The 13,421-nt window shown below is 39.8% G+C and carries 8 protein-coding genes; all 8 read right to left on the bottom strand.

Annotated elements, in window-relative coordinates; all coding sequences use genetic code 11:
• Positions 1 to 53 precede the first annotated feature (53 nt).
• Positions 54 to 1,055: a glycosyltransferase family 2 protein gene (locus ACED20_RS08160; protein ID WP_294200725.1), complete on the bottom strand. Its 1,002-nt coding sequence runs from the start codon at positions 1,053 to 1,055 to the stop codon at positions 54 to 56.
• Between the two features lie 3 nt (positions 1,056 to 1,058).
• Positions 1,059 to 2,129 (bottom strand): formimidoylglutamase, encoded by a 1,071-nt coding sequence (locus ACED20_RS08155; RefSeq protein ID WP_294292970.1) that lies wholly within the window; start codon positions 2,127 to 2,129, stop codon positions 1,059 to 1,061.
• A 116-nt stretch (positions 2,130 to 2,245) separates the two neighbouring features.
• Positions 2,246 to 4,828, bottom strand: a complete 2,583-nt coding sequence (topA, locus tag ACED20_RS08150; protein ID WP_294241229.1) for a type I DNA topoisomerase — start codon at positions 4,826 to 4,828, stop codon at positions 2,246 to 2,248.
• 50 nt (positions 4,829 to 4,878) lie between these two features.
• Complete coding sequence (locus ACED20_RS08145; RefSeq protein WP_294200719.1) at positions 4,879 to 6,027, bottom strand: hypothetical protein; 1,149 nt, start codon at positions 6,025 to 6,027, stop codon at positions 4,879 to 4,881.
• A 135-nt stretch (positions 6,028 to 6,162) separates the two neighbouring features.
• A complete protein-coding gene (locus ACED20_RS08140) occupies positions 6,163 to 9,672 on the bottom strand; it encodes a T9SS type A sorting domain-containing protein (protein ID WP_378104151.1) in 3,510 nt (1,169 codons plus the stop codon).
• A gap of 400 nt (positions 9,673 to 10,072) precedes the next feature.
• On the bottom strand, positions 10,073 to 11,134 hold the full coding sequence (locus ACED20_RS08135; protein ID WP_294241232.1) for an acyltransferase: 1,062 nt from the start codon (positions 11,132 to 11,134) through the stop codon (positions 10,073 to 10,075).
• The gene (locus ACED20_RS08130) at positions 11,135 to 12,274 is read right to left on the bottom strand and encodes an EpsG family protein (protein ID WP_294202459.1); all 1,140 of its coding nucleotides are present in this window, start codon (positions 12,272 to 12,274) and stop codon (positions 11,135 to 11,137) included. It abuts the gene before it with no gap.
• 3 nt (positions 12,275 to 12,277) lie between these two features.
• Positions 12,278 to 13,279, bottom strand: a complete 1,002-nt coding sequence (locus ACED20_RS08125) for a hypothetical protein (protein WP_378104149.1) — start codon at positions 13,277 to 13,279, stop codon at positions 12,278 to 12,280.
• Positions 13,280 to 13,421 lie beyond the last annotated feature (142 nt).

Genomic DNA, 13,421 nt, shown 5'->3' with positions numbered 1-13,421 from the left:
GTAAAAAACCATTTTATACGACTTTTACCAAAACTCAAGTGCTTACATTTGTGTTAAATTAATTTTCTTATCAGTTTTTTTTGGCCTGCAAAAAACAACAGATAAAATATCTTTTTTTTCAGGGGCAAAGATAACAGATAATTCTTATCAAAACGACTATACCTCAATATATCTTTTAATTTTATTTCCCGTTTTTTCATGAAACAGTCCAGCTGCTGAGACATGAACATAAAAGTTTCTTCATTTTTTACGAAAGCCAGATACGCCAGAAAAGAATAAACCCCTTCAAAAATCTGGAAGTTTTTCAGTTCTTCCCGCCGGGAAGCATACCGGGATTTGCTAAAAACCTCTTCTACCTCTTTTACCGCTTTTAAGATATCAAGACCCCTTTCCGTATGGGTCTTTGTAATGGAATCGGTACGTTCGAAATATTGGTAATGAAAATTTTGAGTCTGGGCAACCGTTTCACATTCCAGCAAAAGCTGAGGAACGAGCTGGATATCTTCAAAATGCGCCGCCTTTTTAAACCTCTTTTCTTTAAACAGTTCTTTCCTGAATAGTTTATTGCAGGCAAAATAGCTGAGATCCGAAAATAGGGAAAAGTTCTTTGCAAGATCTATTTTTTCCGGCATATTCGGAATCTGTGTCAGCTTCTGAACAATCCTGTCATGCTGATCCACCTTCTGAATATTACAAATGACTAATTTGGCATTATGTCTTTCTGCCAGATGCACCATTTCCTCAAACATCACAGGCGTTACATAATCATCGCTGTCTACAAAACCGATATAATCACCGGTTGCCCTGTCGATTCCAAAATTTCTGGCATCACTCAATCCGCCGTTTTCTTTGGTAAAAGATCTTATTTTTTCAGGATATTTTATGCTGTATGTTCGGATAACCTGCGAAGAATTATCCGTACTCCCGTCATTTACGACCAGGATTTCAATATTCTGATAGGTCTGACTGATTAATGAATCGAGACATTTCGCCAGATATTTTTCGACATTATATACCGGGACAATTACGGAAACTTTCGGAAGGGTATTTGTCATATCTTACATTTTCGTCAGCCTTGCATTCAGCCAGCCTTTTTTAGCTTCATCAAAATCTTTCCGTGAGCACGGAATGCAGTTTTCTATATTCTCATCATCCCCGAAATACCAAAGATTACTGAAGGTATCCCGTTTGAAAGCATATTGCCTGTCGTCCACCAATACATAAAACACCTCATAATGCCTCTCTTTGGGATGCGACCGCTGGATATTGATTCCTTCGATAAGATACCAGATCATCTGGGCAAGAAGCTGATGGTTCAGCTGGCTTTCAGAATAAATATTATAATTGAAGATGCCGACGGATTTTAAATTTTCACTTAATCCGATCTCTTTCATATAAGCGCAGACCTCTCTTCTGTTGAGCCCGTTTACCTGAGGATTCATAGAAAAGGGCTCTCCAAAGCTTTCAATAGCATCGCAGTTTACCGTTACCAGATCCGCTTTCCGGAAAAAAGGTTCCGTTTTCTCCGTAGAGTTCATCATTTCGGCCAGGCGGATAATGTCAAATTCCACCTCTTTGATCAGCCGGACTGAATCCGTCTCATTCAGATGTTTCTGGTAGCCTAAGTGATGATAATTTTTAATGGAAAAGTCTTTCGCTCCGAAAATTTTACCTAAAAACGTATGCTCATTAATGATTTCGCCCTGTTTGAGAGAAATAATATTGCTGATCTGGGTGTAATTGATGCTTTTCGTAAATAAATTTAACGCCGAGAAAAGCGAAAACGAAAAATCATTGGAGCCCCCAACAATTACAGGGATGGCCCTTCTGCGATGACAAACTGATAAAACCTCCTGCAGGATATAGTGAGAATCCTGTACCGATTTTCCCGACACCAGGTCCCCCAAATCGATAATAGGAATTTCAAAATCCAGTTGTGATAATTTATAAAACTCATTCCTGATTCCTGTGAAATCCTGGACTTCCGCATCGCCTCCTGCTCCTCTGTAATCCGAAATAAAGAGAAGAACAATACTGTCTTCCTTAATCTCCTTTGTGATTTTGGCACCGATCTGCCAGCTTTCTGTCCTGAAATTTCTTGGGGAAATGATAAAATCTTCGAAATCCATGTATACTTCGCATTATTTCCGCAAACTTACAAAAAGTTATTGAACACCGTTACCTTTAGCGTAAATGTAAAAGCACGGACGCTCGTTCTGTGCTTTTATTATTTTGCTTTATAAAACTATTTCTTTTTCGCTGCAGTAGTCTTTTTAGTCGTTGCCGTTTTCTTTACAGCCGCTGTTTTTTTCGGAGCCGCCGCTTTCTTGGCAGCCGGCTTTTTCTTTTCGGCAAACGCTTTCGGATCCTGATCGGTAATCCATTTTTTCACCTCATCCAGAGACACTTCTTTTAATTCATCAGCTTCGTATTTGGTATCATCGGCTTTTTTCGGAATCTTGAACATGGCTTTACCGAATTTTACAAACGGGCCCCATCTTCCGTTTTCGATAGAGATCTTTTCTTTTTCCCATTGCTGAATGTAACGGTTGGCTTCTTTTTCAAGCTTGGCATCGATCAGTTCATTGATGTCGCTTTGGGAAAGGTTTTCAAAGTCGTACCGCTTCGGGACGTTTACGAAAATATCTTTGTACTTGATGAACGGTCCGAATCTTCCGGATCCTTTGGTTACCGGCTCGCCTTTATACGTAGCGATCGGCGCATCGGCAATTTTCTTTTCATTGATAATTTCTTCAGCACGCTTCTGGTCAACCGAAAGCGGATCTTCCCCTTTAGGAATACTGATGAATGTCTCGCCCCATTTCACATAAGGTCCGAATCTTCCGACTCCTACCGAAACAGGCTGACCATCAACTTCTTTAAGATCAAAAGGAAGCCTGAACAGTTCTAAAGCTTCTTCAAAAGTAATGGTGGCAATATTCTGCCCGGCCATCAGGGAGGCAAAAATCGGTTTTTCCTCATCATCGGTTTCCCCAATCTGGATCATCGCGCCGAATCTCCCGATTCTTGCGTGTACATTCTTTCCGGTTTTCGGATCAACACCCAACAACCGGTCTCCGGTGGCACGGTCTGCATTTTCTTCCACATCTTCGATTCTCGGATGGAATTTGGAATAGAAATTTGTCATCATTTCTTTCCATTTCTGGTCACCGTTTGCAATTTCGTCGAAGCTTTCTTCCACTCTTGCGGTAAAACCGTAATCCAGGATTTCCTTGAAATTATCGGTCAGGAAATTACTTACCACTTCCCCGGTATCCGTAGGAACGAATTTATTTTTATCCCCTCCGAATTTCTCTTCAAGGACTTCTTTCTTTATATTATCTTTTGTAAGAGAAATTTTCACCACTTCCCTAGTCTGCGGTTCAATTTCTCTTTTATCGGCATATTCACGGTTCTGGATCGTCTGGATCGTCGGTGCATACGTAGACGGACGCCCTATACCCAGTTCTTCCAGCTTTTTCACCAGCCCGGCCTCCGTATATCTGGCACTTGGCCGAGTAAATTTTTCGGTGGCCGTAATTTTTTTATAGTCTAAAATTTCCCCTACGTTTACTTTCGGAAGTAATTTCTCGTTATTTTCATCATCTTCTTCTTCCGCCTTTACAATCCCATATGCTTTCAGGAAACCATCAAAAATAATAACTTCACCCTGTGCTTCAAAATGTTGGGGAAGCTTTGCATTTCCGATTTCGATAACGGTTTTTTCAATTTTAGCATTAGCCATCTGAGAGGCCAGGGTCCTTCTGTAGATCAGCTGGTACAATCTGTTTAGCTGTGCATCCCCGATACTTTTTACAGCAAAATCTGTCGGACGGATAGCTTCGTGAGCTTCCTGCGCGGAGGCAGATTTCGTAGTATAATTTCTCGACGAAGAATATTCAGCGCCATATTCTGAGACAATCTGTTTTTTCGCCCCTTCGATAGCTTCCTGGGAAAGGTTTACCGAGTCTGTTCTCATGTAGGTAATGTACCCTTCCTCATAGAGCCTTTGTGCCAGACGCATGGTATTGGTTACATTATAGCCTAATCTTGAGGAAGCTTCCTGCTGTAAAGTGGAAGTAGTAAACGGTGCAGATGCCGAACGGGTTCCCGGCCTGGTTTCAACATTCAAAACTTTGAATTCTGCACTTCTGGACTGCTCCAGGAATTTCACCGCCTCTTCTTCTTTGTCGAAATCTTTTTTAAGTTTTGCAGAAATTTCCTGCCCGGCTTGGTTCAGGAAAATACCATCCAGTTTAAAGCTGGCTTTCGGGATAAACTCACGGATTTCCTTTTCTCTTTCAACAATCAACCGTACGGCCACCGACTGTACTCTTCCTGCAGACAGTCCCGGTTTTACTTTTTTCCAGAGCACGGGTGACATTTCAAAACCTACGATCCTGTCCAGCACCCTTCTTGCCTGCTGGGCATTCACTAAATTCTGATCAATATCCCTTGGATTTTCGATTGATTTCAGAATGGCATTTTTAGTGATCTCGTGGAAAACAATTCTCTTTCTGTTTTCCGGCTTCAGTTTCAGTTCTTCCGCCAGATGCCAGGCGATCGCTTCCCCTTCACGGTCCTCATCGGAAGCCAGCCATACCATATCGGCTTTTTTTACAGCAGCTTTAAGTTCTGTAACCAGCTTCTTCTTATCAGCCGAAACTTCGTAATCCGGACTAAAGGTCGACAGATCAATCCCCATTCCTTTTTTAGGCAGATCCCGGATATGACCGAAGCTGGATTTTACCTCAAAATCCTTTCCTAAATACTTCTGAATAGTTTTTGCTTTTGCCGGTGACTCAACGATTACTAAATTTTTCGACATTCTAAAATTTTTGCAAAAGTAAAGTTTTTTTATCAGATAGCTTTTTTGAATCACATTTTATTTAGCAATTCTACCGGCGCAATGAAGATCCTGTACAGAATTCCTTCAAATGTAAAGCCCTTTCCGGACATTTCTACCCGGTAAAGCAATGAGGCAATAATGATGAATAAAGTAATATAGAATTTCTTATTAATTCTAATTTTTTCAAATGAAAGAACAGAGTGCCCATTCTTCAGCAACAGGGCGAAAAGTACAATGATGAGCATCATATGAATATACATCCACCTTCCCCAATCTATGGCTAAATAAAATAATGGAAGAGAAAATAGAAAAGCACCGATTAACAATATAGATAAAATCTTTCGGTTATTTAGAAATTTTAAATAATAGTAGAGATGCAGGATAGTGATCGCAAGACTGATAAGATATAAAATATATTCGCTGCTATGTTGTTTTATATAATCCCTTTCATTAATATTCCAGTAGAAAATTCCATAAGTAGGATGTACCCCCCGTTCCGCAAGAATCTGCAGAGACATTCCTTCATTTACATTCTTACCGAATAACAGAATCAAAAGTGTCGGAATACCAACTGCCAGAAAATACTTACTATATCTTTTATATTCAAATGTCCCGGTTTTCAGAAATAGGGCGATGGCAAAATAAGGGATATAAAATAAGGCAACCTCATGCAGAAAAACAGTAATACAAAGTGCAATACAGAATAGATATTCTTTCTTCCCGGAAAGCTTATCCCGGTCAAGCAGATAAACAAACCATGTAAAAAGCAGAAAAACAATAAATTCTTTTTTTCCAACGTATGTTACTGTATTGAGAAGTCCTACAAAACCGATGGAAGATAACAGAAGCGAAAGGTAAAGAAGATCTGTGATCTTATACCGGATCAGTTTGAAATACAGCCAGAAGAATCCGGAAATAATAAGAAACTGAACACAATACACCAGATAATTCAGCCTTACTCCCGTCAGATCCTGCAGCAAAAAAAAGAAACTTCCGGATAATCCCCTTCTCTTGAAGCCTCCGTCCTGGTAATTAATCAGCCAGTCGGCAAGAATATATCCATCATCCTTAAAATTGTAATAATAAGTAAAAGCAAGGGTGTAAACAGCCGTTATCGCAATTAAAAAATAAATGAAAATTTTAATATTAAAATACTGTACGACTTTATTCAGCCTCATAATGTGTTTTGAAAAATTGGAACAAAAAAAGAGAAACAAAACAGCTTTACGTTGTTTTCATCATTTATAATATCCAAAAATAATGAATTTAACTTAATTGCCGTTTTATTTCTCTTCAGAGAATTATTATTTTTTTTATTCTTTAATAATCTTTACAATTTCGTTTGAATCATTAATTCTTAAAAGATAAGCTCCGGTAGCAAGATTGGAAAGATCGGTTTTGTTGTTTTCAAACTTTCCGGATTTTACCAACTGCCCGGACATATTATATACTTGGTAATAGTACCCGTCTTTTCTATCCGTCGTCTGAATATGCAATTCGTTTTTTACAGGATTCGGGAAGAAAGAAACCTTATCTTTTTTAATTTCCTGAACATCGGCCGGTCTTAATAGAGCAGCCGGTGCCGTAGCAGGCAGAGCAGTAATCTGAAGTTTAGGAATAACTCCTTCTTCATTTCCGGCTGCATCATATTTAATTTTCACGCAACGGCAGCTCATCCCGAAATACGGATCATTGTTATCGTGGAAAGCAATCATACGGTTGGCTGAAGCAGCAGCATCGAACAGTACATTAACTGGTCTTCCGATATAGTTTGAATTCAGAGCAGCCGTCCATACGCCGGGATACTGGTAATTGATAAAATTGTAAGTTCCTGATGCAGACTGATTTGCCGTTACACTTCTGGAACCACGGGAACCTGAATTAGGATAATTACCGATACGGTAAGAGGAATCATTAAAAGTATAACCGATCGTATAACTTGCGGAAGAACTTCTTCGTACCCTTACTCCCAAATAATCATTGATAACACTGTATGCAGTGGTTACCACCTTATCTTTTTTATACCAGGGTGTAAATCCAAAATCCTGTCCGCCCGGCGCAACCCCTGTAAGATCCGGAATTCTCCAGCCCGCAGGACAAGGATCGAATGGCGATTTTTTACCGCCTCTTCCCCAACGGTCCGGTGCCAGGTTAGGCTCATTGGCCAGCCAGTCGGTTCCGTTAGTGTAAACAGGTGTCGTACTGTTATAAGGCGCATAGGTACTTGGAATCATGAATACCAGCGGATTTTTAACGGAGTATGATAAGACCTTTGCAATTTTGTCTGAAACTTTATCTGTTGTGGAAACATTAGCATTTGCTGAGTTGGTGTACGTATTATAGGGAACAATGTAATTTCCGGACATATCGTTGTAGGCAGCATTGCTGAGCGTTGTATAGTTCAACGTTCCGTTTGCCGCAGCCGAGCCTAAATATACAGAGTAGGAAGCCCGGTCATCGGCATACTGCAGCACAGGAAACGGATCTTTACGGCCCCACTGGTAATGGAGACCCGTAGAAGCTTTTATTTTTGCCAGTTCCGCAGCAGTAGGCGTTAACGGATTGGCAACAACAGGGAATGCATCGGTAGCTCCCAGGTTACGGTCCATAAATTCTGTCTCGAAAACATTATCACCTTTCGGAATATAATTCACATAATTGGTTACGGAAGACACCGGAAGTTCCGTTGTATAGTTATAGGAGCCGACAGCCGTATCCGTTACCCAGATATGCCATGACCAGTATACCGGATTTGAAATACTTCCGTTGTGTAAAGTTACCACCGCATTTCCGCTCTGGTTCGGATTGATGGTCACGGAGATTTTTGAAGAAGAAATGGCACTCAGAGAACCCGGTGAAGGATTAATGACCGCTACATTATTAATCAGGCCGGTATTTGTGGTCCAAAGAACATTAGCTTTAAGATTATTAAAATTGGCCGCATTCAGGATATCTTTATTGTTTAAAAGCTGGCTTTGCACGGAAAATGCCTTGCTCACAGGAACATCAACTGTAAATGCAGCCGTATTTTTCACAACCTGATAGGTATTGGGATTATTAAGCCCCTCCATGTAATTGGGTTCAGAAACCATATATTCGGTTGGGAAGTTATAATCGTTTACAAGATACAGCGGATCTTTGATGCATCGGCATGCGTTGGCATCAGATGTATTGGAAGAAGCCAGCGGAAAATACCAGTATCTGCCTTTTACATTCGGCTGGTTCGGATCAGGCACATCTGCCTGTAGCTTATCAGGAATCATAAAAAGAGATCGTGCACTTACAGCCGGAGTCGCATCAAAGAACTTCGGCATGGTAGCGGTCCACAAAGCCACTTGGTGCTGATCGGTATATTGCCCCTGATGTGCCAGAATAGAGACTCCACCCGTTCCAGGAAAAATCCCCATATTTTGTCCTCCCGCATTGGAAAGGTCAAAACCGAAATTAGGATAAAGCTTAAAGTTCGTCATGAAACTCGGCACACCTGAGTCTGTAGGTTTTATTATATGGTAGTTATTGGATTCGAAGACATTTTTCGGTGTATTGGTACGTATGCCAAAGGGCGAATAGTCTACCCGGATATCGTCTACATAACTTCCTGAAGCCAGATTGGCTACCAGAACCGACGGAATTCTCCACCCATTCGGACATGGGTCATAAGAAGATTTATTCCGGTAGGGAGCTCCCGCATCATCAGCATTGTAATTTGTATTTATTCTTCCCTGCGAATTATCAGACCACAGGTTAAGTTCGGGAAGCTTACTGTCGCTGAGACCCGGCATCCTTCCAAACCAGTTTACCATCAGGTTTGCGTTATTGTTATAATAAGCAATTCCCGAATTATCATCTTTATTTACATAAATTAAACTCAAAGGATTTCTTACAGCAAGCCTTAAATTATTGGCAATCGTCGCGTTGGAAAGCAGAACGAATTTTCTCAGATTATCAAAGCTTGTCGCTCCGTTGAAATTTTTTGCTCCGCGGTGTCTTACTCTGCCGACAGATCCTGAAACTTCGTAAAAATCGTTTCCACGGTACACAAGTGGCGGGAGAGGATCTTTTCTTCCCCACTGATACAGTAAACCGCCGTTTCTGTTCCAGTCGTTTGCTGTGATGGAAGCACTTATGGCACCAAGATTACGGTCCATCCATCCCCAGTCGGAATCCGGTATCGCTTCAATAACTCCATCCGTCCTTTGTCTTTTTAATTCAGAATAGCTTTTATAAGCAGAGCCATTAGAAGGATCATCCGTCACCCAGATATGCCATGACCAGTAAATTTGTCCGTCTACCCGGAAAACCACTACGGCATTTCCTTTTTTAGCTTTGTTTACAGGGATTTTAATTTTGGCATTCTCGCCGCTGTCGACCACTTCAAGTGTATAATTTGCGCCGGATCGTATAAGGCCATGAACATCTTCCCATAAGACATCGGCAGTAATTTTCCCGTTTGGAATGGCCGCACCACCCATGAGCTTATCCTGATCCCACATGGCATAAGCTTTTCTCACCGGGATATATAGCCCGTCATTATTTTGGGAAGGATCGAAAATGTAGCTGTTTGGTGCTTTCGTCCAGTCTACGACTGCTCTGCCAGATCCACTTGTAAAGTCGTTATTATTCGAAATAGTAGATTTTTTTTCAAGATCAATGCGGTTTTTCTCTGTAATTAAAGGTTTAAGCGAATCCGAGGTTTTGAAATACACGCTTCGCGACATTTCAAAGTAACCGGCTCTTTTTTCTCCTACGCTCTCCTTGGCGTAGATACCATGCGTAATCAGGCAGCATAAAATTGCCGCCACATTTTTAATTGACTTTTCCATTTCTTTAAACTTTGTGTATACTTATAAATACAACATTTAAACCCTTGTTAAAAAAAATCAATTTATTTTATAAATAATTAATACATAAAGCAATAAGAACACAAGGAGCATTAACAGTATTCAATTATCAATGAAGAAATTATTTTTTCAACTCAAGTATTACGAAAATACATTATTTTTCAATACACTGTTTATGTGCCTAAAATATTTTACCGAATATTAATATGAAGGCGATTCAAGAAACCCCTTTAAAACAAACACAATCAACCATTTAAAACATCAATTAATAATGAATAAAAATTAAAAAGGAAATAATCTCTGCTTGTTCTGCCGGATGTAGGTGTAGGTAATTTTGGAAACAGCGACTTTAAGTATACAGAAATAAAGATGCTAATGAACCTTAGATTATCTTTTTCAACCCTCTCTGAAAAGCGGGTTCTATAAAATAGGCAACGATACTTGCGATGCCTGCGATAAAGATAAAAGAAAGCACCGGAAGCAGGAAATAAGGGAGCTCTGCAAAATGATGATGCAGCTTGATGATAAGCGCAACCAGCATATTTTCATGCAGAAGGTATAACGGATAGCTGATATAGCCTACAAATTTGAAAAAACGAGTCGAAAAAATGGCGCCAAAACGCTTCCAAAATAAAGCGAAATAAAAAACAAGACAAAGCACGACCAGATAGACAAGCATCACAGCATCCTGAAACTTTACGAGGTACAGCAGAGAGCAAACCGTCGTAAAAATAAGCATCCGGAGATATTTCTTTTCCCTGTTATAAAAATAGATGTATGTGAGAGCACCGGCTGTAAACCACCCGAAGTGAATAAACGATCCGATATAAATTTTCATCCATGAAGTCTCAGTCAATACACCCCCGAAGCACAAAAGCTGTAGGACAAGCGCAGAAAGATAAATTAAAAATATTCCGCCCAATGCTGTATTTCTATTGAATAAAAAATAGAGCGCACCGAAAATGATATAAAACTTCACTTCCACAAACAGCGACCAAAAGGACAGCTCCAGCACAGGAAAATCGGTATGAAAAATCTTTTCCAGAATGCTGTTGTTGATAAAAGTGATGCCCGGAAGAATAGATTTCAGCGGAGGAATCCCAAACGGCCTTTCATAAAAAAAATGAGCGGTACAATACACGATCAGGCTGCAGATGAGCATGCTCGGAAAAAGCCTGATCCACCTGTTTTTGAGAAACTTCCAGAACTTATCGGTTCTTTCAACCGACATCAGGATCACAAATCCGGAGATCAGGAAGAACAGCTGAACCCCCAGACTGCCGTATTTAAATAAAATATTTTCACCATAGAGTTTTTTGTAAGGATAATATTCGAACCAGATATAATAACCGTGGAAAAGCAGCACCAGCATAATGGCGAGCCCTCTAAGCCCGTCAAGTACCAAAATTCTTTCTTTCCTCGGCGCATCCATACGATCAGCCATCTATGGCAATAAATGGTTTTTATACAGTTCTGCGGTAAATCTTCCTGATGTAATATTCTTGAAACTCGAAAAGACGATAAAATTGAATATGACAAAAGAAAAGATAAAAAGGTAGATCATCCTTCTGGTATTCGTGGAAACCACATACATGGTATTCGGAATGATAATGTAACCGAATCCTACGAATGTTCCCGCAAGCCTGGAAGCGAAGATCGGATTGTTTCTAAAGATAAAGAAGAAACATATTCCGATAACGGCATACATCCGGTGATACTCGTAATAGGGGTATTTTTCAACCATTTTGGTATCGAAGACAAACAGGAAGAACGTAAGGATCGCCATCAGGGCTTCAGGAATACCGAATCCTCCGTTAAGCCTTTCCACACTTTCATCCACGTATCCGTTAAAACCTACGGATATGGCATTATCCGCCGAAATATTGGTTAAAAATCCTCCGAATGCCCGATATACCTCAAAAGGTGATAAAAATATCGAAGTGATAATCAGGATCAGCATAAGCGCTTTATTCATTGGGAAACGCACCAGCCAGTACATCGGCAAAAACAGGTAACATACCGTGTGGATACCTCCCGCCAGATAAATACACAACAGGTAAGCCCACAATTTCCTTTCTTTAATATACCGTATGGCAAAATACACAATAAAAGATCCTAAGTTTTGCCTTATCTGACCGCTTTCCCCGATAAAGAACCCCGGAATAAAAAGCATAGCCATTACGGTAAAAGGATAAAACGAATTATCGTCGATATACTTTATCTTAAAGAAAATCGCAATCACGGCGACAACGAGCGTAAGCATATAAAACGGCGCATCGAAGATGTTCAGCAGAATTTTATTGATGAGTACAAACAGCCATTCGACCTCCATAGGCTGCGGAGGATCCAAGTGAAGTGCCGTAAAAATAAAGGTGACATAATCTTTCGTATCCGAATAAATATAAATCCCTTTATAACTTCCGTAATCAGGTCCTACACTATCCCGAAGCCCGGCAATGATCATAAGATAGACCCCCAGGAACCAAAGCATTCTTTTATCGACCTTACCATGAAAAACTTCCTGATAACTGAATATCAGCATGATGATAAGCGCAATAATATAATATGGGTGTAATAAATGCATTCGTTAGATATAATGTTTTTTAAACTGATAAGATGCCGACACAAATCCCGTAACGATAAGCGGCATAAATAACCTGGTTTCCCAAAAAAGTCCCACTAAAGCAATCATGATAAGATACGGCGAGGCGAAAAACAGGTAGTTCCTGATCATCGTTTTTCCAGGTTCTTCTGAAAAGCTATACGTGAAACAGACACTTAATATTCCGAATAAGAGTCCTGCAATATTATGTGGGCTCGTAAAATTTTTAATTATATAAAAGCCTTCTACAAACGAAGTCTGCTGCTGAATAAACAGTCGCAGTCCAACATAAGGCAGGATAAAAGCAACGACCAGAAAAAGGCACTCTTTTACGAAAGCGAAATTTCCATTTCTCAATTCATCTGTTTTAATAAAAATAGCCGAAAAAAAAGCAATATTGAGACAGGCCGTTTCCCGGACAAAGGTGGAGATGAAAATAATAATCCCTAAAAAAATTAGATCGGCTGATTTTCTCTTTTCCAGATACCTGAGCGTATAAAATATCCCAAGGGTATAAAAAAACAGCGCGATACAGTCACAGTTGGTAGGAACATACTGCATAATGACAATAAAAAATATCGCCAGAAGATGAACCATTTGCCTGATTTTATCATTTAAAAGGAGTTCCGCAGGGTTTCTCTGCAAAATTTTCCGCAGCACGACAGACGTTAACAGGAAAAACACAACATTGATCAGAAAAGTGCTGTGGTAAAACGCAGATCCCTGTTTCAGGATAAAACCTTTTGCAAAAGAAAAAGGATTATTGACGAGGTAAGTTACGGCATCCGTCACATGCACGCTCAGGTAATTCGGGATGACACGGTATGCATACACTGATGAAAACATAAAATCGGGCACTTTTTCCCAGGATTTGATGCCTATCACATAAGAAGTCTCAAACCCGTAATAGGATATGGAGAACAACAGGAAAGGGAAAACAACGGTAAATAAAAACCCGTTTATTTTTTCATCAAATATTTTAAACATATCAAATCTAAGCTTAATACTTAGCTATTTTGTCTTAAAATGTATTTCATCAGTCGGGAACTTTTGCAAAAGTAGATTTTTTTTTCAAGTCGACTAAATATTTTATTGATTTTCAAATAAAACTTATTGTTAAAACATTTTG

This window comes from Chryseobacterium sp. sg2396 (genome assembly GCF_042610505.1).
Taxonomy (GTDB): domain Bacteria; phylum Bacteroidota; class Bacteroidia; order Flavobacteriales; family Weeksellaceae; genus Chryseobacterium.
Note: the sequence above shows the minus strand (reverse complement) of the source record. Positions and strands in the feature narration are given on the sequence as shown.